Origin of the sequence: Gemmatimonas sp. UBA7669 (assembly GCF_002483225.1) — a bacterium.
GTDB lineage: Bacteria > Gemmatimonadota > Gemmatimonadetes > Gemmatimonadales > Gemmatimonadaceae > Gemmatimonas.
Genome location: NZ_DLHL01000028.1, coordinates 43556 through 64762 on the forward strand (window position 1 = coordinate 43556; position 21207 = coordinate 64762).

At 66.2% G+C, this 21207-nt stretch carries 18 protein-coding genes, 1 tRNA gene and 1 riboswitch; of the genes, 16 read left to right on the forward strand and 3 right to left on the reverse strand.

What is annotated here, in order from left to right:
* Window positions 1-60: 60 nt before the first annotated feature.
* Window positions 61-2010: an ABC transporter ATP-binding protein gene (locus B2747_RS08510; protein ID WP_291159143.1), complete on the reverse strand. Its 1950-nt coding sequence runs from the start codon at window positions 2008-2010 to the stop codon at window positions 61-63.
* 45 nt (window positions 2011-2055) lie between these two features.
* On the opposite strand from B2747_RS08510, the gene uvrA reads away from it, so the two are divergent.
* From uvrA to B2747_RS08540, 6 genes are all read left to right on the forward strand, one after another.
* A complete protein-coding gene (gene uvrA / locus B2747_RS08515; protein ID WP_291159145.1) occupies window positions 2056-4950 on the forward strand; it encodes an excinuclease ABC subunit UvrA in 2895 nt (964 codons plus the stop codon).
* 83 nt (window positions 4951-5033) lie between these two features.
* Window positions 5034-5106 (forward strand) — tRNA-Asn (locus B2747_RS08520).
* A gap of 270 nt (window positions 5107-5376) precedes the next feature.
* Entirely contained in the window at window positions 5377-5886 is a 510-nt protein-coding gene (locus tag B2747_RS08525; protein ID WP_291159146.1) for a type II secretion system protein, read from the forward strand.
* A 29-nt stretch (window positions 5887-5915) separates the two neighbouring features.
* On the forward strand, window positions 5916-6293 hold the full coding sequence (locus B2747_RS08530; RefSeq protein ID WP_291159147.1) for a prepilin-type N-terminal cleavage/methylation domain-containing protein: 378 nt from the start codon (window positions 5916-5918) through the stop codon (window positions 6291-6293).
* Window positions 6281-7192: a hypothetical protein gene (locus B2747_RS08535; RefSeq protein ID WP_291159148.1), complete on the forward strand. Its 912-nt coding sequence runs from the start codon at window positions 6281-6283 to the stop codon at window positions 7190-7192. Before B2747_RS08530 ends, B2747_RS08535 begins: the two co-directional genes overlap by 13 nt.
* On the forward strand, window positions 7189-8418 hold the full coding sequence (locus B2747_RS08540) for a pilus assembly PilX family protein (RefSeq protein ID WP_291159149.1): 1230 nt from the start codon (window positions 7189-7191) through the stop codon (window positions 8416-8418). The genes B2747_RS08535 and B2747_RS08540 overlap by 4 nt, the downstream gene beginning before the upstream one ends.
* Window positions 8419-8454: 36 nt before the next feature.
* Here B2747_RS08540 and B2747_RS08545 read toward each other — a convergent pair whose 3' ends face one another.
* Entirely contained in the window at window positions 8455-9315 is an 861-nt protein-coding gene (locus B2747_RS08545; RefSeq protein WP_291159151.1) for an MOSC domain-containing protein, read from the reverse strand.
* The gene (locus B2747_RS08550; protein ID WP_291159153.1) at window positions 9312-10649 is read right to left on the reverse strand and encodes an APC family permease; all 1338 of its coding nucleotides are present in this window, start codon (window positions 10647-10649) and stop codon (window positions 9312-9314) included. Before B2747_RS08550 ends, B2747_RS08545 begins: the two co-directional genes overlap by 4 nt.
* Before the next feature lie 133 nt (window positions 10650-10782).
* Between B2747_RS08550 and B2747_RS08555 the strand changes: the two genes are divergently transcribed.
* The 10 genes from B2747_RS08555 to B2747_RS08600 all read left to right on the forward strand — a co-directional run bounded on the left by B2747_RS08555 (window position 10783) and on the right by B2747_RS08600 (window position 21155).
* Window positions 10783-12228: a M16 family metallopeptidase gene (locus B2747_RS08555; RefSeq protein WP_291159155.1), complete on the forward strand. Its 1446-nt coding sequence runs from the start codon at window positions 10783-10785 to the stop codon at window positions 12226-12228.
* 71 nt (window positions 12229-12299) lie between these two features.
* Window positions 12300-13712: a M16 family metallopeptidase gene (locus B2747_RS08560; protein ID WP_291159157.1), complete on the forward strand. Its 1413-nt coding sequence runs from the start codon at window positions 12300-12302 to the stop codon at window positions 13710-13712.
* Window positions 13709-14629 carry a sulfurtransferase gene (locus tag B2747_RS08565; protein ID WP_291159159.1) on the forward strand — a complete coding sequence of 307 codons (921 nt, stop codon included), beginning with the start codon at window positions 13709-13711 and terminating at the stop codon, window positions 14627-14629. The genes B2747_RS08560 and B2747_RS08565 overlap by 4 nt, the downstream gene beginning before the upstream one ends.
* A 63-nt stretch (window positions 14630-14692) precedes the next feature.
* A complete protein-coding gene (locus tag B2747_RS08570) occupies window positions 14693-15316 on the forward strand; it encodes a serine hydrolase domain-containing protein (protein WP_291159161.1) in 624 nt (207 codons plus the stop codon).
* Between the two features lie 3 nt (window positions 15317-15319).
* Window positions 15320-15634 carry a hypothetical protein gene (locus B2747_RS08575; protein ID WP_291159163.1) on the forward strand — a complete coding sequence of 105 codons (315 nt, stop codon included), beginning with the start codon at window positions 15320-15322 and terminating at the stop codon, window positions 15632-15634.
* Window positions 15635-15745: 111 nt separating this feature from the next.
* The gene (purE, locus tag B2747_RS08580; protein WP_291159294.1) at window positions 15746-16252 is read left to right on the forward strand and encodes a 5-(carboxyamino)imidazole ribonucleotide mutase; all 507 of its coding nucleotides are present in this window, start codon (window positions 15746-15748) and stop codon (window positions 16250-16252) included.
* Window positions 16249-17460: a 5-(carboxyamino)imidazole ribonucleotide synthase gene (gene purK / locus B2747_RS08585; RefSeq protein WP_291159165.1), complete on the forward strand. Its 1212-nt coding sequence runs from the start codon at window positions 16249-16251 to the stop codon at window positions 17458-17460. Before purE ends, purK begins: the two co-directional genes overlap by 4 nt.
* 171 nt (window positions 17461-17631) lie before the next feature.
* Complete coding sequence (locus tag B2747_RS08590) at window positions 17632-18009, forward strand: hypothetical protein (protein ID WP_291159166.1); 378 nt, start codon at window positions 17632-17634, stop codon at window positions 18007-18009.
* Window positions 18010-18042: 33 nt separating this feature from the next.
* Entirely contained in the window at window positions 18043-19287 is a 1245-nt protein-coding gene (locus tag B2747_RS08595; protein ID WP_291159167.1) for an acetate/propionate family kinase, read from the forward strand.
* Window positions 19288-19557: 270 nt separating this feature from the next.
* Window positions 19558-19629: riboswitch (SAM riboswitch) on the forward strand.
* Between the two features lie 65 nt (window positions 19630-19694).
* Window positions 19695-21155: an O-acetylhomoserine aminocarboxypropyltransferase/cysteine synthase family protein gene (locus B2747_RS08600; RefSeq protein WP_291159168.1), complete on the forward strand. Its 1461-nt coding sequence runs from the start codon at window positions 19695-19697 to the stop codon at window positions 21153-21155.
* The last annotated feature ends 52 nt before the right edge of the window (window positions 21156-21207 follow it).

The following is a 21207-nucleotide window of genomic DNA, read 5'->3' on the forward strand; positions in this document are numbered from 1 at the left end:
GTGGGGACTGGACAGGCGTGGTCCCCGGACAGGGGCCAGCCGCGCGGCCTCCAGCGGGCCTCAGACCGTCACGGCGCCGGCGCCGGCCTGCAAGCGATACAGACGATCATACAGGCCGCGCCGGTCCAGCAGTTGCCGATGGGTTCCACGCTCGACGACCTCACCGTGATGCAACACGAGGATCTCATCGGCCTCCACGACGGTGCTGAGGCGGTGGGCAATGGCGATGCTCGTGCGGCCCGCCATGAGGGTGGCCACCGCCGTCTGGATTTGCGCCTCGATGGCGGAATCCACGGCGCTGGTGGCTTCGTCGAGGACCAGCACCGAGGGATCAGACGCAATAGCGCGGGCGAAGGCGAGCAATTGACGCTCCCCGACGCTCAAACCGCCGCCGCGCTCGCCCAGCACGTGCTGCCAGCGACCGGGTAGGCGGTCGATGATGCGATCGGCCCCGACGCGGCGCACCGCGTCCTCGAGCGCCTCCTCCGGCACCGACGCGGACAGCCGCACATTGTCCGCCACATTGCCGGCGAACAGGAAGATGTCCTGCTGGACATAGCCCACCACGCCACGCACAACGGCCACGGGCAGCTCACGCAGATCGATGCCGTTGAGCAGGATGCGGCCGCGCTGCGGGTCGTAGAAGCGCAGCAGCAGATTCACGATGGTGGTCTTGCCCGCCCCGGTATGCCCAACCAGAGCCAACGACTGACCGGGCCCCACCTCGAAAGTCACCCCGCGCAGCACCCAGGCCTCGCGGGGGCTGGCCACGTCCGGCGTGACCGGTGAGCCGGCAGTCGCCGGCGTGTGATCATCGCTCACACCGCCGGCTCCATAGGCAAACCACACGTCGTCGAAGCGGATGGTGACCCCGTCACGGCGCAGCGCCGCCACCTGACGCTCCACGGCCTCGCGGTCCTCGGCCTCCACCACCATGCGCGCATCCGCCATGCGCGGATCCGCCATGCGCGGATCCGCCGTGCGTTGCTGCGGCGCTGCAGGGGTATCGAGCACGCCGAACAGACGTTCCGCGGCGGCCATGGCGGCTTGCAGAATGTTGAACTTCTCGGAGAGGTCCTGCAGCGGTTGAAAGAAGCGGCGCACCAACTGCAGAAACGCCGCCAGTGTGCCAATGGACAACGCCGGGTCGCCCTGCTGAAACCCAGCCGTCACGAGCAGACTGGCCAGCGCCAGCGTGGTGAGAAACTCGATGACAGGGAAATACAGCGCATACACGCGAATGGACGCGAGATGCGCGCGCAGATGCGCATCATTGAGGGCCGCGAAACGTGTCTGCTCGTGCGACTCCTGTCCGAACAGCTGCACCACGCGCATGCCGCCGAGTCGTTCACCCAGGTAGGCATTGAGTCGCGCAAGGCGAGTACGGATGTCGCGATACGACTCGCGCACATGTCGCCGAAACAGACGCGAGACCAGCAACACCAGCGGGATGACCACAAACGCGGCCAGGGCCAGCGGGGCATCCACGATCAGCATGGCCACGCCGATGGCGGCCAGCGTGAGCAGGTCGCCCAGTCCGGCCACCACGCCAGCGGTGAAGAGCTCATTGAGCGCTTCCACGTCGCTGGTCACGCGGGTCACAAGGCGCCCCACCGGGTTGCGGTCAAACCACGCAATGGGCAGCCGTTGCAGTTGTGCAAACACGTCGAGCCGCAGGTCGCGCATGACCTGCTGCCCAATGCGGGCCGTGATGATGGTTTCCGCGTAGGTGGCGCCGAACTGCAGCAGCAGCACGGCGGCGAAGCCCACGGCGGCCTGCAGCACCCAGTCGATGCGCTGCGCCGGCCAGGCGCTGTCAATGACCCAGCGGGTGAGCAGCGGGCCCACCAACTGGCTCGCGGACGCCACCGCGAGGGCCAGCAGGGCCAGCACCACCTGTCCGCGATAGGGTCGCACGTACGCCAGCAGGCGGCGCGTCAGGCGGGCGTCGTAAACGGAACCGGCGACCTCGTCGTCGGCTGGTGCAGCATCGGGAGCGGATCGTGCCATCCGGTCCGAATCTACTCGGTTGGCCCCCCCGATAGTTTTGTCCCCATGAAGGACCGCATCCGCATCCGGGGAGCCCGGCAACACAACCTCAAGGGTTTCGATCTCGACCTGCCGCGCCGCGCCATCACGGTGGTGACCGGCGTATCCGGGTCGGGCAAGTCATCGCTCGCCTTCGACACCATCTACGCCGAGGGCCAGCGGCGCTATGTGGAGTCACTGTCGGCCTATGCGCGGCAGTTCCTCGAGCGCATGGAGAAACCGGCGGTGGACGCGGTGGAGGGTCTGTCCCCGGCCGTGGCCATTGAGCAGAAGAACCCCACGCGCACCTCGCGCTCCACCGTGGGCACCGCCACGGAAATTTACGACTACCTGCGGCTGCTCTGGGCCCGGGTGGGGCATACCTTTTGCCGGAACTGCAATCGCGAGCTGCAGCCGGCCACGGTACAGTCGGTCACCGACCGGGCGCTGAGTCTGCCGTCCGGTACGCGGGTGCTGGTGGCCTGCCCGCTCGTGCGTTCGAATGCAGTCACCTCGGCGGTCATTGCCGACAATCTGCGCGCGCGTGGGTTTGTGCGTCTGGCCATCGGTGATCCGGCGCTGGGCGCACCCGACATCGTGCATCTCGACGATGTCGACAGTCGAGGGCTCGATCTCGCCAACGCCCCGCACGTGGCCATTGTGGTGGATCGTTTGCGACTCGCCACTGAAGATCGCGGACGACTTGCCGATGCCGTGCAAACGGCGTTCACCGAAGGCGACGGTGACATCCTGCTGCTCTTTCCCGATGGCGTGGACGAGGCGGGCACGCTTCGACACCATCTGGCCTTCACCGAACGTTTCGAGTGTCCCGACGACGGCTGGCGTGCGCCTGCGCCGACGCCTCAATTGTTTTCGTTCAACAATCCGCGCGGTGCCTGCCCCACCTGCAATGGATTCGGCGCCACGTTGGACTACGATGACGCGCTCATTGTGCCCAACCCGGCGCGCTCGGTGCGCGATGGGGCCATTGATCCGTGGACGGCGCCACGCTACGAGAAGCAGCGGCGCGCGGTCGTGGACTTTGCGCGCACGCTGGGGGTGAATCCCGACACCCCATGGGAAGAGTTGCCGGCGTCCGCGCGCGAACAGTTCATGTCCGCCCGCACGCGACAGTACACCGGCATTCGGCCCTTCCTCGTCAATCTCGAGGAGAAGCGCTACAAGGCCTACATCCGCATCTTTCTGCGCAAGTATCAGAGTGCGCAGGAGTGCCGCACCTGTGGCGGCAGCAAGCTGCAACCCGATGCGCTGCAGGTGCGCGTGCAGGACCGCAGCATTGCCGATGTGGCGCGCTTGCCGGTGCGGGACCTGCTGCCCTGGCTCGACGGGCTCACGCTGGCCGGTGCTGAAGCGCAAGTGGCCGAGACAGTGTTGCGCGAAGCCAGAGCACGCACGCGCTTTCTGGCGGATGTGGGACTCACCTATCTCACCCTCGATCGCGCCACCCGCACGCTCTCCGGCGGCGAGGCGCAGCGCATTACGCTCGCCAACGCGCTCGGCGCCGCGTTGGTCGATGCCACCTATGTGCTCGATGAACCCAGCATCGGGCTTCACCCGCGGGATCTCGACCGACTGCTGGCCCTGCTGGAGCGCCTGCGCGACCTCGGCAACACGGTGATCATGGTGGAGCACGATCTCGAGGCCATGCGCATTGCCGATCACATGGTGGAAATGGGCCCCGGCGCCGGTGAGCATGGCGGCCAGGTGGTGTTCAGTGGCCCCATGAGTCGCGTCGCCGAGAGTCCGCTCACTGGTCAGTACCTCACGGGCGCGCGACGCATCGAGCTGCCACGCAGCCGTCGGGCGCTGGGTTCACGCTGGCTCGAACTGCGTGGCGCCACCGCGCACAACGTGCAGGGCGTGGATGTGCGCATTCCGCTGGGCGCGATGACGGTGGTGACCGGTGTGTCCGGCTCCGGCAAGAGCACGCTGGTGCACGACGTGCTGTATCACGCCGTCGAGCGTACGCTGCACGGCGAGCATTCCGCCAAGGAGCATCTCGGCGAAACCGTGGGGCAGTACACGCAGCTCAGCGGCGTGGAGTGGCTGGATGATCTGGTGCTGGTGGATCAGAGCCCGATTGGTCGTTCGCCGCGCTCGAACCCGGTGACCTACGTGAAGGCGTACGACGAGATCCGTCGCCTGTTCAGTGAACAGCCACTGGCCCGTACCCGCGGCTTCGACGCCGGGCACTTCTCCTTCAATGTGGCCGGCGGCCGCTGCGAGACCTGTGAAGGGGCGGGCCATCTCGAGGTGGAGATGGTCTTCATGGCCGATGTCTTCGTACCCTGCGACGCCTGTGGCGGCAAACGCTTCAAGCCCGACGTGCTGGAGGTGCGCTTCAAGGGGCGGAACATCGCCGAGGTGCTGGAGCTGACCGTCGACGAGGCCATTCGCTTCTTCCCCCGTGAGGACAAGCTGGCGCAGGCGCTCTGGCAGGTGCAGCAGGTGGGGCTGGGTTACCTGCGACTCGGTCAGCCCGCCACCACACTGTCTGGCGGCGAAGCGCAGCGTCTCAAGATTGCCCGCGAACTGGCGCTCACCGCCCGATCGGGACGCGCTGCGGCCCCCAAGGGCACGGCCGTCAAATCGTCGGCCAGGGCCAGTGGGCCACGCAAGCTGTATGTGCTCGATGAGCCCACCACAGGTCTGCACCTCGAGGACATCCGCAAGTTGGCCGAGGTGTTCGAACGCCTGCTCGAACAGGGGCACACCCTGCTGCTCATCGAGCACAACCTCGATGTGATCAAGCTGGCCGACTGGATCATCGATATGGGTCCGGAGGGCGGCGACGGCGGCGGGCGGGTGGTGGCCATGGGCCGACCGGAAGAGGTGGCGAAGGTGCCGGCGAGTTACACCGGACAGTGGCTGGCGCCCCTGCTGGAGCAGACTGAGCCTTGAGGACGCTGGGGCCGCTTGACGTCGGGCCATGGTCGGGCGATACTATGAGGCTCTGGCGCGGCCGGTTGGCGCTGGGGGGTTATTCCCGGGTAGCTCAGGTGGTAGAGCAGGTGACTGTTAATCACCCTGTCGGGGGTTCGAGTCCCTCCCCGGGAGCTGCACAAAACAACGTTTGGCGAACGCCTCGACCACCGGTCGGGGCGTTCGTTTTTTCGCCTTGTTCAATGGCGGCATTGATTGTCGTTCATGATGGTTCTCTCATACAACATGCGCGTTCGACGGTCAACGTTCCGCGCTTCGCGAAGTGTGTCACAAGCGGCTCACATGAAGCACTTCTAACGTTGACATGTCGCGTGTGGTGCGTCGTGACAGTGAGATCCCGTCCCGGACTGCCGGGCGTTACCGATCCACCGCTCATTGCCTCACATGACACAGCTCCGCCCGACTTCCACCTCTGACCGTTCGCATCGGCGACGTGTCGGCTTCACCATGCTCGAGCTGCTGCTCGTGGTGGCGACGCTCGCGGTGGTGTTCACGATGGTGGTGCCGCGCATGACAATCATGCGCGATAGCACGGCCCTGCGCGCGGGCCGTCAGCAGCTCAGCGCGGCCTTCGCCGCAGCGCGCGCCGCCGCCCTGCAGAAGGGCAAGCCTTCCACACTCACGCTCTCCGGCAACAAGGCCAGTGTCACCGTCTTGAGCGGTCTGGCCAGCACGAGCGTGAAGGTGATGGGGCCGGTTGATCTGCTCAACTCCGTTGGTGTCACGCTCACACCGATCGGCGGCGCGCCCACGACCGTTTCCTACAATGCACGCGGTCTGCTGACGCCCATGCCGGCCCAGGTTCTCAAGTATCGGCTCTCAGCCGGTGGTCGCGCGGACACGCTCTGCATCACACCCGCCGGCATCATCCTCAAGAAGGGGTGCACGCTGTGAGCTCGCTGCGTTCTTCCTCCTCATCCCGCATGCGCCGACATCAGTCAGGTGGACAGCGCCGGCGCGACGGCATCACGCTCGTCGAGATTCTCATCGCCATCACGGTGCTGCTGGTCGGTGTGGGCGGACTGCTCGGCACGTCTGGCTCCGTAGGCAAGCAGATGGCCGGCGGCAATGTGCAAACCGTGGCTGCTGGCATTGCGCAGGCCCGCCTGGATTCACTCACCAGTCTGTCCTGCGCCACACTCGATGCCGGCGCCAAGACCGGCAGCACGGCGCTGCGCGGCGTGAAGGAAAGCTGGACCGTGACCGACGGCCGCAACATCAAGACCATCGACGTGCGCATCACCATTCCGCGCCGCACCACCCAACTGCGTTATCAGATGGTGATCCCATGCCGCGATTGATTCGCCCCCGACGGGGCATGACGGTGGCCGAACTGCTGGTGACGCTCGGCATCATCTCCGTGCTCGGTGTCGTGATCTCCCAGCTCATGATGGGGCAGCAGCGCTTCTATCAGCGCACCAACGAACAGATGGGCATGCGGCGCGAACTGCGCTCGGCCATGAGCCTCGTACCGGCCGACCTGCGCTCCATCTCCTCGTCAGGCGGCGACCTGACCGGCATGGGCACGACCGCCATCACCTTCCGCGCGGTGCTTGGTGCATCGATCATCTGTCAGCGCGTGAGCAACACGGTCATTGACCTGCCACCCACGAACATGGCACGCAATACACTCACGGCGTGGTACGCGGATCCGGCCGTGGGCGATACGCTCTGGGCCTTCAACGACAGCCTGTCGCGCGGCGCGGAAGACGATGTCTGGACGCCCCTGCGCATTACCGGTGTCGCGAACTCCCTTGGCTGCACACCCAGCCCGTATCTCGATGTGCTGCTCGACGCCGCCAAGCCACGCTGGCGTCTGACCGTGTCCCCTGCCCTGCCCGACTCGGTAAAGGCGGGTTCCGCCATTCGCATCACGCGCAGCACACGCTATCAGCTCGAACCCCAGGGCAGTGGCAACTACTTCCTGACGCGATCGGAATACCAGGGAGGCGGCTGGACGGCCTCCACACCGGTGTCGGGTCCCTACGCGCCGCCGGTGAGTGGTGAAGGCGGCATCCGCTTCGCGTACTTCGACAGTCTGGGCGCGGCCGTGAACAGCGTGGCCGACAGTCGGCGCGTGGCCCGTATCGATCTGCTGCTGCGCGCCAAGGGTGACAACAGCTCCGGCAAGTTCGGCACCAAGAGCACGACGAACACCGACTCGCTCGCTTTTCGCATCGCCTTGAGGAACCGGCAATGAGCACTCCGCATCCGTCCCCTGTCTCCGAGGCCGACGCCATGTCCACCGCTGCACACGCCGCTGAGGCACCAGTCGAACCGTCTGCCGCCGTCACACGTCGTGCGCGCCGCGGCATGGCCCTGCTGATTTCCCTGATTGTGGTGGTCATGCTGGCGCTGCTGTCCACGGGTGCCGTCATGAGTTCCATGCAGGACTTCCGTGCCGGCCGCAACGCGCTGGTGGAGCAGCGTGCGTTTGCGGTGGCCGAGTTCGGCCTCAACTCCGAGATCTCCAACTGGGATCGCGGGCGGAATCTGCCGCCGCCGCGTGGCATGGCCATTGGCGCCATCGATTCGTCCAACGTGTTCGTGGCGCAGGGCGACACTGCCAAGGTGTACATCCAGCGCCTGACCGAGAACACGTTCTGGGTGCGTTCACTGGGCCGCGCGAGCATCGGCAACGCACAGTTGGAGGCGCAGCGGCAGACGCACATGGTGGTGCGTATCGCCTACCCCAGCATCAATCCGGGCGGCGCCATCGTGACGGCCGGCAACATCAGCGTGAAGGGTTCAGCCGAAATCACCGGCAACAACACCGATCCGACAGGCTGGACGCAGTGCCCAAGCATTGCGGGACGCGACACCTTTGCCATTACGTACGCGCCGGGCAAGGATGTCGACATCCAGAAGCCGAATCTGGTGACCGGTGGCACCAACCCCGACCCGACGGCTGCTGACTCAAACACCTACGTACGCTACGGCACGGAAACGTGGAACTCGCTGGTGGCCAACGCGGACATCAAGCTGAGCGGCGGCACCTATGGCCCGGAGCCCGTGGGCACGGCCACGACGTGCAGTGCGGGTACTGAAAACTGGGGTGAGCCTCTGCGTGGCGGGACGGGTCACATCAAGGGATGCGAAGACTACTTCCCCATCATTTACGTCGACGGCAACGCCGGCCTCTCCAAGGGGCGCGGCCAGGGCATTCTGCTGGTGAATGGCGACGTGCGACTGAACGGCAACTTTCAGTGGTACGGTCTCATCATCGCCCGCGACGACATCGTCAAGGGTAACGGCACCTTCGACATGTGGGGCAGCGCCATGTCGCGCAACGCCAGCGTGAACGACGACAACTCCATCACGGGTAACTCGTTCTTCCGCTGGTCCAAGTGTGCGGTGGAGTCGGCCCTGCGCGGCTCGGCCATTCTCACGCGCACCAAGGAACGGAGCTGGTCGCAGCTATACTGAGCGCTGAGCGCTTCAGGCATCGCGAACCCGCTCATCTCACGGTGAGCGGGTTTCGTGTATCTGCACCACATCGCCAACGCGCAGCGTGCCCGCACCGGCATGGGTGACGTTGACGCCAAAGGCTACGCCGTCCGGCACGCGCCGGTATGCGGCAAATTCACGCAGCGGCTCAACGCCCGCTGTCTGCGTGTCGGGGTCGACGGTGGTCAGCACGCAGCGTATGCAGAGAGAGCCGACTCCCAGGTCGACGCGGCCAATGGTGATGCGCCGCCATTGATCTTCCTCGTGTGGCGCCGTGTGCTCCAGCCAGATATTGGCGCGAAAGCGTCGGCGGTCCATGTGCAGCGACTGTCCACCGGCTCTGAGGCGCTCTTCGAGATGTGCGATACTCGCGAGGCCCAGCATCATGAGCGGTGCCCCATCGGTGAACGCCACCCGCCGATTGGCATGGGGCAAGGGCCCGGCGTACTTGGGCTTGAGTGGGCGCGCGGCGCCGTCATCGAGACGCACCAGCCGCGCGGCGCGACCAATGGCGTCGCTGCACCATGCGGCCACGTCATCTCCGGCGTCGAGCGCCGTCACCACATCACCCCATATCACCACGTCGCGCTGAGGCGCCGACGCATCGGGCACAGGCACAACACAGACGGGCAATTGCGGCGCATGCAGGGCCAGTGCCCCCTCGCGATCACCGGTGGCGAATTGCGGCGTGAGGGTCAGCAGCCGCGGAGTCTCGCGGGCCGTGATGGCTTCACCCGACGGATCCACCAGCAGCCATCGGCGATCGCCAGTCGCGCCGCGATCGTCGAGCGTGATCGCGTCCACTTCGATGCCGGCGGTGGACTTGATGGGATACAGTGTGAGCGCCGCGACGCGGGCGCCTGGATGATCCGTCATGTGTTGCCCTTGGGCGCCCGACGGCGCCAGTGGAAATAAACCGGGAGCCCCGCGATCAGCAGGAGCGCGCCACGCAGGGCGTTACCCGGGTTGGACCAGACCGAACCCAGCACCACATACAGCGCGGCGAGCACAAACAGCGCGGTGCCCCAGGGGTGAAGCGGCGAGCGAAAGCCTTCATGGCGCGGCGCCATGCCCTGCTGCTCCCGGGCGCGGAACACAAACAAGGTGGCCGCCGTGGAGCCAAAAAAGATCCAGTCGGCAAACACCACATAGTCGAGCAACTGCCCGTAGGTGCCAGTGAGCAGCAACAGCAGCGCCACCACTCCCTGCGCCACCAGGGCCAGGACCGGCGTACGGGTGCGCGGATGCAGTGCGGCCATGCCCGCGAAGAACATGCCGTCGGCAGCCATGGCCTGGTACACCCGGGCCGACATCAGAATGACCATGGTGAGAAAACCCACGGTGCTGGTCACGATGCCAGCGGTGATGAGCGTGCGTCCCGCCGGGCCGAGGAACACCTGCATGGTTTCGGCGGCCGGCGCACGACTGGAAGCGAGTCCTTGCACACCGAGCGCACGCAGATAGGCGAGGTTGACGAGCAGATAGGTGGCGGCCACGACCAGCACACCCAGCACCAGCGCCCGCGGCAGGGTGCGCTGTGGGTCCACCAGTTCTTCGGCCACGGCGTTGGTCTGCTGCCAACCGCCAAATGAGAACAGCACGGGCACCAGTGCCGCGCCCATGGCCAGTGCGACCGCCACGGGTCCGACTGGTGTATCGGGCACGGTCGTTGTCGAGGAGGCCGCCAACGCGCTGGTGGCGTCGGCCCGTGGATCCAGCACGAGTGCGGCCAACACCAGCGTGGCGATGGCCGCGAGTTTGAGGATGGTAAGCACGTTGCCCGTGCCCGCCCCTACCTGCACGCCTGCTACATTGACGGCCGTCAGGAGCACAATGAGCCCAATGGCCAGTGGCCGCGCCGTATCGGGTGCCCAGCCCAGCAGCTCCGTGAGATAGTTGGCCCCCGTCATGGCCACCGCCGCGATGGCGCCCGTGGCCATGATGAGGAACAGCGCCCAGCCATAGAGGAATCCCGGGAGCGGACCGTAGGCCTCCCGCAGGTACACATAGGTGCCGCCCGCCCGGGGCAACCGCGCCCCCAGCTCGGCGTACACAAAGCCCCCGATGATGGCGATGACGGCGCCGAGGCCCCATGCGGTGAGCGTGAGGGAGGCCGACCCGACCCGCTGCGCCACCACGGCCGGGGACAGAAAAATGCCGGCACCGATGATGCCCCCAACCACGAGCATCGTGCCGGAAAACGTGCCCAAGCGGGCCGCGTAGCGAACCTGAACCATTTCGCCAACTTGCGCCGTATAACTTTCGATCGCTACTGGCGCTGGTCCCGGCCTCGATCCCGTCACGCATCGTCCCGCTGGACTGGCCCCTTCCCCCTACCCGGCCATGGCTCTGCCAACTTTCCGTCGTCTCCCATCGGGCGGGCGCACCGCCTCCGCGCTTGCCGCCGCCGTACTTGGCGCAGCGGCCCTGTGCACCGCCCCTGCCGCCGTGCTGCATGCGCAGGCGGCTCCGTCCATCCCGCACGAGAAGTACACGCTGCCCAACGGGCTCGAGGTCATTCTCCATGTGGATCGCTCCGTGCCCATCGTGGCCGTGGAGAACTTCTACAAAGTTGGCTCGGGCGACGAAAAGCGCGGCCGCACCGGCTTCGCGCATCTCTTTGAGCACGTGATGTTCATGGGTTCGCAGAACGTGCCCGTGGGCAAGTTCGACGAGTGGCTCGAAGCGGCCGGTGCCAGCAACAACGGCTCCACCAACTTCGACCGCACCAACTACTACGAAACCGGGCCGTCGAACGCCCTGCCACTCATGCTCTGGCTCGATGCCGATCGCATGGGCTGGCTCCTGCCCACCATGGACCAGTCCAAGCTGGATATTCAGCGCGACGTCGTGAAGAACGAGCGTCGGCAGAGCTACGACAACGCGCCCTACGGTCGCGCATTCGAAACCATTCTGCCCGTGCTCTACCCGGCCGACCATCCGTACTCGTGGCCGGTCATCGGCTCGCTCGCCGATCTCAGCGCGGCTGCGCTGGATGATGTGAAGGATTTCTTCCGCACCTACTACGCACCCAACAACGCCACCATCACCATTGCCGGCGACTTCGATCCGGACTCGGCCAAGGCCTGGGTGAACAAGTACTTCGGTCACATTCCGCGGGGCAGCACGGCCATCACGCGGCCCACGACGCCGCCCGTGCGCATCACGCGCGACACGCTCATGCTCATGGAAGACCGCGTGCAGCTGCCGCGCGTGTACTACACCTGGCCCGGCGTGAAGACCTACAGCGAAGACGACGCGGCGCTGGACGCGCTGGCCGACATCCTCGCCAATGGCAAGAGCTCGCGCCTCTACCGCACGCTGGTGTACGACAAGCAGATCGCGCAGGACGTGGGCATGGGCAACAACTCCAACAAGCTTGATGGCATGTTGATGCTCACCTCCACCGCCAAGCCAGGTGTGCATCCCCGTGAACTGGATGCCGAAGTGGCCAAGGCCATTGCGGAAATCGCCGAGCGTGGTGTGACCGAGCGTGAACTCACGCGCGTGAAGAACGGCATGCGCGCGTCCACGCTCGACCGTCTCGCGTCGGTGCTGGGCAAGGCCACGCAGCTCAGCACGTACAACTACTTCACCGGCAACCCCGACTACATGGCGCAGGACCTCGCGCGCTACGAGCGGTTGACCGTGGCCGACGTGCAACGTGTGGCCCGCCAGTATCTGGTGTCCCGCCCCAAGATCGTGCTGACCGTGGTGCCCGAGGGCAAGAAGGATCTCGCCCTCACCAGCACCGCCACCGCCTCACCCGCTGCCGGGAGCACCCGCTGATGCGCCGCGTCCCATTCATACCATTTGTCGCCGCGCGCCGCGCTCTGCTGGCCGCGACTGGTTTGACGACGATGTCTCTTGCGACGGGCCTCGAGGCTCAGCCGGTCGCTGCGAGCCCCACGCCGCCAACGCTGGCGGCCCCCAAGGCCCTCACGCTGCCGCGCATGGTGGAGCGCACGCTGCCCAATGGCCTGCGCCTCGTGGTGGTGGAGCACCACGAACTGCCGGTGGTTGATGCGCAGCTCGTGGTGCGCACCGGCAGCGAAGCCGATCCGGCCGCCAAGGCGGGTCTGGCCACGCTGGTGGCCAACATGCTCGACGAAGGAGCAGGAACGCGAGACGCGCTGGGACTCGCCGAGCAGATCGGTTTTCTGGCCATTCGACTTGGCACCTTCGCGAGCCTTGAGCAGAGCGTGGTGTCGCTGCACAGCACCCGCGCCACGCTCGACAGTGCCATGGCCCTCATGGCCGACGTGGTGCTGCGTCCCACCTTCCCCGAGAAGGAGTTCAACCGCCTGCGCAGCGAACGCCTGACCGCGCTGCTGCAGGAACAGGATCGTGGACCGGCAATGGCCGATCGCGCATTCTCGGCGCTGGTGTTCGGCGAACAGCATCCGTATGGCCGGAGCACGAGCGGATCGAAAGAAACCGTTGAGCCGATTGCGCTGGAGGACGTGCGCAGTTTCTGGCAGTCGTGGTACCGGCCCAACAATGCCACGCTGGTGCTGGTGGGTGACCTGACGATGGCGGACGCCGAGGCACTGGCCACGCGCAACTTTGGCGCGTGGACGCAGGCCGCCCTGCCGGCGTCGCCGGTCTATGCGTCCAACCGCATGGCGCCGCGCCCCACCACCATTCACATCGTGGACAAGCCCAAGGCCGCGCAGTCGAGTTTCCGTCTTGGCGGCGTGGGCGTGGCGCGCAACACTGCGGACTACTATCCGCTCATGGTCATGAACACGGCGCTCGGTGGCTCGTTCACCTCACGGCTCAACAACACGCTGCGTGAAGTGAAGGGTTACACCTATGGGGCCGGCTCGGGCTTCGGCATGCGCCGCGAGCGTGGTCCGTTCACGGCGCGCGCCGAAGTGGTATCGGCCAAGACCGACTCGGCGCTCATCGAGTTCATGAACGAGCTGCGCAACATCCGCAAGCCGCTGCCCGCTGCGGAGCTCGACAAGGTCAAGCGCTACCTGCAGCTCGGTTACGCGGACGGGTTTGAGAGCACCAGCGACATTGCGGCGCAGGTGGCGAGTCTGGTGCCCTACAACCTGCCGCTCACCACGCTGGGTGCCTTCAACGCCGGCATTGGCAAGGTGACCGCCGCCGATGTACAGCGCGTGGCCGAGCGCTACCTCGATCCGTCGCGACTCACCATTGTCATTGCCGGCGATCGCGCCAGCATCGAGGAGCCGCTCAAGAAGACGGGTATCGCGCCGGTTACCGTGGTGGACATGCGCGGCCGTCCGGTCATTGTGCCATGAACAGGCGCACGTTGACCGTGTACGGCGCCTTGTGCGCCGCGACCTTGAGCCATGCCGTATCGGCCCAGACCGCGCGCGGTGCCAGCAGCACGCAGGCACCACTCACGGTGAGCACCGCGTGGCTGGCGGAGCATGTCAAAGATCGCGACCTCGTGGTGCTGCATGTGGGCAGCAAGGTCGCGTATGACAGCGGACATGTTGCCGGCAGCCGGCATGTCACACTCGATGACATCGCGCAGCCCAGTCGCCCCGGTGCGTTGGCGCTGCAGATGGCCGACGAGGCGCAACTCGATGCCTGGGCCGAGCGCAACGGCATTGGCGATGGCACGCGCATTGTGGTGGTGCCCCACGACACCGTGTTGCAGTCGGCCACCCGTGTGTACTTCACGCTCGCGTATCTCGGTGCCATGGCGCGTACATCGCTGCTTGATGGCAGCTTCCAGGCCTGGAAGCGTGAGGGCCGGCCCACGACTACCGACGCGCCGGCCCCGGTCAGCGGCGTGCAGTTCACGCCGCGCCTCCAGCCCGAACTGATTGCCACGCTGGCGCAGGTGGAGGCCATCACGAAGGATGGCAGCACGCATCTCATCGATGCGCGTCTGCCGCGCTTCTACCAGGGCAACGGCGGGGGCTATCCGCGGCCCGGCCATATCCCGACGGCCGTCAACGTGCCGCTGTCGACGGTGAGCAGCAACGGCTACCTCAAGCCCGCGTCGGAACTGAAGCAGTTGTTTGTGGCGCAGGGCGTCGACGGGTCCAAGCCTGTGGTCACCTACTGTCACATCGGTCAGCAAGCCACCCTGCTGTGGTTCGTGGCCAAGCTGCTGAACCATGACGTGCGCATGTTCGACGGCTCGTTTCAGGAGTGGAGTGGTGCCACGCACTTGCCGGTGGTGGCGCCACCGGGCGCCAAATAGGGTCCACTGTGGTGCACAGAGGTCGGCCTTAACGCCGACCTCTGTCGTTTCGTCCATCAGAACATGCTGATCCTTCTCGCTTCCCTGCTGCTGCAGGCCCCGGATTCTGCGGCGCTCGCGCGCGCGGCACGCCATTTCGAAGAAACGGACGGTCAGGCGCTGATCGTTATGCATGCAGGGCGCGTTGTGCACGAGCAGTATCGGGCCGGTGGTTCGCGAAACACCAGACAACTGCTCGCCAGTGGCAGCAAGAGCCTCGTTGGCCTGGCGGCCGTGGCCGCGGAAGCCGATGGTCTCGTGCAACTGAGTGCACCGGCGGCGCGCTATCTCAAGGACGCGCTGACGGCCGGCACCTTCGCGGAACCGGGGACGGCGTTTCGCTATGGCCCCTTCCCCTTTCTCGTGGTGGGGCAGGTTATCGAAACCGTGCAGCCCCGATCGTTTGCCGAGTATCTCGAGACACGCCTGCTCGCCCCGTTGGGTGTGACGGTGGAGTGGCGTCTGCGCTGTGCCGATGGCAAGCCACAGTTGGCCGGCGGTGCCGCCATGACCGCGCGCGACTGGGCCACACGGGGCGAGTTCATTCGTCTTGGCGGCGTGCACAACGGCCGCCGCCTGCTGCCCGACAGTGCCGTGCGCGCCCTCTTCCGGCCATCGTCCGTCAACCCGGCGCATGGTCTGTCCTAGTGGTTGGCCGGCGCCACCGTTCAGGCGCAACCGGCGCTGGGCCTCGAGGGTGCGGGAGCGACCGGCGCAGATCGGCCGCGCCGCAGACAGGGGGCCGGCATCCTGCGCGGGCGTCGGCGAAATCCCGCGCCTACAGCCAGCACCGAGTTGCCGGACTGGATGCCAGCGGATGTGGTGATGGCCGCCGGCGCGGGGAAACAACGTCTCTACATCATCCCGAGCCGTGGTCTGGTGGTGGTGCGCATGGGTCCCGTGCGTGGTGGGCGTCAGTTCACGGATCTGGCCTTTCTGCGCGCGCTCCTGGGTCCGGCTACCTGAGCCCGGGGCACGAATAGGCTAGATTGCCGGGATCCTTTTCCCGGAGCTTTCGTGAACGTAGTCCCGGGCAGCGAGAGCGCTGCCGGCACGACGCCCCTCGTTGGTGTGGTCATGGGAAGCGCGAGCGATTACGAGACGCTTGCGCCGGCCTGCGAAATGCTGGCCGAACTGGGCGTCCCCTATGAGGCCAAGGTGGTGTCGGCGCACCGCACCCCCGACTGGCTCTTTGCCTACGCCGAGGCGGCGTCCACGCGCGGCCTCAAGGCCATCATTGCCGGAGCGGGCGGTGCCGCGCACCTCCCTGGGATGCTGGCCGCCAAGACGCTCGTGCCCGTGCTCGGTGTTCCGGTGGTCGCCACGCCCCTGCAGGGCATGGACGCCTTGCTGAGCATCGTGCAGATGCCGGCCGGCGTGCCCGTGGCCACGTTCGCTGTTGGCAAACCCGGTGCGGCCAATGCTGCCCTGTTTGCCGCGCAGTTGCTGGCGTTGCATGACGAGCCGCTGCGAGGCCGGTTGGCGAACCGCCGCGTGACCAAGGCGGACGAAGCACTCGCTCGCCCGTTGCCGGCACCCAACGCCATCGCCACTTCGTTCGCTCCCACGCCGCGCTCCCTGTGACAACTGCCAAGCAAACTTCCGCGTCGCCCCTGCCCCCCGGTTCGGTCATTGGCTTTCTGGGTGGTGGTCAGCTCGGCCGCATGACGGCGCTTGCTGCCCGCTCCATGGGCTATGACATCCATGTGCTCGACCCCGAAGCACAGTGCGCCACGCGGCCGGTGGCCTCGCGCACGATCACGGCACCGTTCAGCGACGTGGCCGCGGCCGAGGACCTGGCTTCGCAGTGCGACGTGGTGACACTCGAGATCGAGCAGATCCACCCGGACGTGCTGGATGCGGTGGCCGCACGCGTGCCGCTGCGTCCGGGCCGCGCGCCCGTGTACATCATCCAGGACCGCATCCGTCAGAAGGAGTGGCTGCGCGCGCAGCAGTTCCCGCTCGGCGCATTTGTCGCCGCGCAGTCCGCGGACGACGTCGCAGACATGGTGCGCACACACGGCGCCTGCATCGCCAAGTCCACGCACGGCGGCTACGATGGCCGTGGTCAGGTGCGCCTGCGTGAGCCCGAGCAGGCCGTGGAAGCCTGGCAGGCCCTTGGTGCAAGGCCCTGCCTTGTGGAAGCCATGGTGGACATTCACTACGAAGTGTCGGTGCTGGTGGCGCGATCGCCGTCCGGACAGACGGTGGTGTATCCACCGAGCCGCAATCACCACACCAGCGGCATTCTCACCTGGGCCGTGGTACCGGCCGTCATCAGCGACGAAATGACCTTGCGTGCGCAGACGCTGGCCCGTGCGGTGGCCGAGCGCCTCGACATTGTGGGGCTGTTGGCCGTGGAGTGCTTCGTGACACGCAGCGGCGAGTTGCTGGTGAACGAACTCGCGCCACGCCCCCACAACACGTATCACCACAGTGAGCGCGGACTCGCGACGAGTCAGTTTGAGCAGCTGGTGCGCGCGGTGTGTGATCTGCCACTCGGCGAGCCCACGGTTTTTGCGCCCTCGGCCATCGTGAACCTGCTGGGTGATGTGTGGCTGCAGGGGCACGAGCCGGCAGTAGCCGACGCGCTGTTGGTGCCCGGCACGCGCTTGCATTTGTATGGCAAGGCCGGCGCCCGCGCCGGTCGCAAGATGGGGCATCTGTCGGCCATCGGCGCCGACAGTCAGGAGGCTCTGGGCCGTGTGCTGGAGAGTTATCGACGCCTGTCACCCAGCACGGTGGATAGTTTTGATGTGGAAGAGCCGGTACTCTCGCGTATCAGCTCGTAGCCCCGACTCAGACCCCGACCCAGACCCCGACCCAGACCCCGACCCAGACCCCGACCAAAGCCCCGACCCAGACCCAGACCGCTTTGGTCTGAGATCCCTTCCCTTCCCGCAGTTCACTTTACGCCGTTCAACCTTACGCAGTCCCACCTTACGCCCCTCTTTGGTCCCCCCATGTTTCCTAGAGATTTTTACGAGATCCTGCACATCCTCGGCATCGCCCTGCTGTTTGCGGCAGTCGGCGGCGCGGCCGTGCACGCGGCCAACGGCGGTCAGAAGGCCACCAGCGGCACACGTGGCATCCTGTCGTCGGTGCACGGCCTGGGTGCCCTGCTCATCCTCGTGGGCGGCTTCGGCATGCTCGCGCGCATCGGTTTTCAGCATGGCACCAACTTCCCGGGCTGGCTCTGGGGCAAGATCATCATCTGGCTGGTGCTGAGCGGTATCGCGCTGTTGCCGTATCGCAAGCCGGAACTGGCCAAGCCCTTCCTGTTCATCCTGCCCGCGCTCGCAGGCGCGGCGGCGTGGATGGCCCTGTACAAGCCGTTCTGATCGTCCGATCACGGCACGCAGAGCTCGCAGCACATGAACGTCCTGGTCCTCAATGCCGGTTCGGCCACCGTGAAGTTTCAGGTGGTCGTTACCGATGCCGATCGCATTGCCTGCGACCAGGACGAAAAGCTGCTGCGCGGACAGATCGAGCGCATCGGTGGCGAAGCCGTCATCACGGTGCGTGGCGCCGACGGGGTGAATCGCAAGCGCACCGCGCAGCTTCGTGACATGCGCAGCGCCGTGGAGTGGTTGGTGGGCTTCATCACCGACCCGGAAAGCGGCACCGGCATCAGCTCACGGGCTGAGCTGCAGGCCGTCGGTCATCGCGTGGTGCACGGCGGTGAACAGTTCCGCCGCAGCAGTCTCATCGACGAGGCGGTGCTGCGGGGCATTGAAGAGAACGTGGAGCTGGCGCCGCTCCACAATCCGCACAATCTGCGTGGCATTGATGCCGCCCGCGCGGCGCTCGGCAGTGGCGTGCCGCAGGTGGCGGTGTTCGATACCGCGTTTCATCAGACGTTGCCGGAACACGCGTATCTCTACGCGATCCCGTATCCGCTTTACCGGCGCCACAAGATCCGTCGCTACGGATTTCATGGCACCTCGCATCGCTCCATTGCCTATCGCTTTCGCAAGCTGACAGGCCGCGAGCGCGCGGACGTGCGCATCGTGACCCTGCACCTCGGCAACGGATGCTCGGCCTGCGCCATTCAGGGTGGCGAGTCCATCGACACGAGCATGGGCTTCACACCGCTCGAAGGTCTGGTGATGGGCACGCGCTCCGGCGACATCGATGCCGCGCTGCTGGACTACATTGCCGCCAAGGAAGGCCTGTCGCTCACGCAGGTGGAAGCGCTGCTCAATACGCAGAGCGGCCTGCTGGGATTGTCGGGCCTCACGAATGACATGCGCGACCTGCTGCTGGAAGCGAAGGAAATGCAGGATCGGCGCGCACGGCTGGCCATCGAGATCTTCTGCTATCGCGTGCGCAAGTATGTGGGCAGCTATCTCGCGGTCCTTGGTGGAGCCGACGCCGTGGTGTTTGCCGGCGGCATTGGCGAGAACGCGCCGGAGGTGCGCTCGCGCATAGGCGAGGGACTGGCCTGGGCCGGCCTCCATATCGACGAGGCCGCCAACACCCAGATGGTGGGCGGACACGAGGGGTGCATTTCCACGCCGGAATCGAGCTTGCAGGCCTGGGTGGTACCTACGGACGAGGAGCTGCTCATAGCCCGCGACACCTACCGCGTGGTGACGGGCATCACGGCGCCAAGCTGATCGTCCGGTTTTCTCGGTCTGACATGGACGGGGCTGCCACAAGTGGCCCTTGCGTTTTCTGCCGGACCGACCGATACTCGTGAGGTGCACGGCGGTTTCCCCGATTTGACGGGCCGTGTACACAGCGCCAGCGGCGCTGTCCATCCGTCTAAGTCGAGGTCCCGACGGCCCGCGACGATACAATCGGCGCGGGCCGTCGGCTTTTTTGTATCCGGCAGGCCCGTGGACAGGTGCAGGAAGACAACCGAAGACCGCAGCGTGGCCTCGCCGCCGCGCCGCCGTGGTGATTTGCCGCCGATTGCCGCCACGCAAAACAAGGAGCTAAACCGCGAGCGCGCCCGGCGGCCCTCTGTTGCCGGGCGCGTGTTGTCGTGGGGCGGCACTCACCCACTCTGGAGAGTGCCCCGATGTCCGATGTCACTACGCAGCACGATTCGCAGCACGATTCGCAGAACGAGAAGAGCCGCACCCCCGCGCGCGCCGGGCGCCCGCTGGCCGTGGATACTGTGGCCCTGCATGCCGGCCAGGAAACGGCCGACCCGGCTACCAAGTCGCGTGCCGTGCCCATCTACGCCACCACGTCCTTCGTGTTCGACAGTCCCGAACACGCAGCGGACCTGTTCGGCCTGCGCGCCTTCGGCAACATCTACACGCGCATCATGAACCCAACCACCGACGTCTTCGAGCAGCGCATTGCCGCACTCGAAGGCGGCGTGGCCGCGGTGGGCGTGGCCAGTGGTCAGGCTGCACAGACACTGGCCATTCTCAATCTGGCGCAGGCCGGTGAGAACATCGTCGCCTCCCGCTCGCTCTACGGCGGCACGGTGTCGCTGTTCACGCACACGCTGCCGCGACTTGGTATTCGTGTGCGCTTCGTGGACATTCACGACCTCAAGGCCGTAGCAGCGGCCATCGACGATCAGACGCGCGCCGTGTACGTGGAGACGGTGGGCAATCCGGCGCTTGACGTGCCGGACCTCGAGGCTCTCTCACATCTCGCGCACGAATTCAATCTGCCACTCGTGGTGGACAACACCTTTGCGCCGGTGCTGGTCAAACCCCTGGCGCATGGCGCAGACATTGTATTGCACAGCGCCACCAAGTGGATAGGTGGCCACGGCACCAGCATTGGCGGAGTCATTGTGGACGGCGGGCGCTTCGACTGGGGCGGCACCGAGCGATTCCGGGCGTTCTACCGCGATCCCGAGCCGGCCTACCACGGCCTCAAGTTCGCCGAGGCATTTGGCAACGTGAACGGTGCCAACATTGCGTATGCCATTCGCCTGCGCGTGTTGTTGCTGCGTGACATCGGTGCGGCACTGTCTCCGTTCAACTCCTTCCTCTTCCTGCAGGGGCTCGAAACGCTGCCGCTGCGCATCCGGCAGCACAGCGCCAACGCGCTGCGGGTGGCGCAGTTCCTCGCCTCGCATCCCGCCGTGTCGTGGGTGAGCTATCCGGGCCTGTCCTCGCACGCCACGCATCGCAACGCGGTGCGGTATCTGCGCGGCGGATACGGTGGTGTGCTGACCTTTGGCGTGCGGGGTGGCGAAGCGGCAGCGCGGCGCTTCATCAGCGAGCTCTCGCTGTTCTCCCTGCTGGCCAATGTCGGTGATGCCAAGAGCCTGGTCATTCATCCCTGGACCACGACACACGAGCAACTCAGCGATACCGAACGGCGCGCCGCAGGCGTCACGCCTGACCTGGTGCGGCTGTCTATTGGACTCGAAGACGCGGACGACCTGCTGGCCGACCTTGAACAGGCCCTCGCAAAGGCTGTGGCGTCGGACGCGTCGCGTCAGCTGGCGGCCACGGCAAACGCCAGCGCCAACGTGATTGCCGCACCGGCGCCGGACGAGTCTGCCGCATGAGCGTCGGAACCAGGACCCGTCGCCCGGTCAGTCGCGTGAATAGCCCGGCACG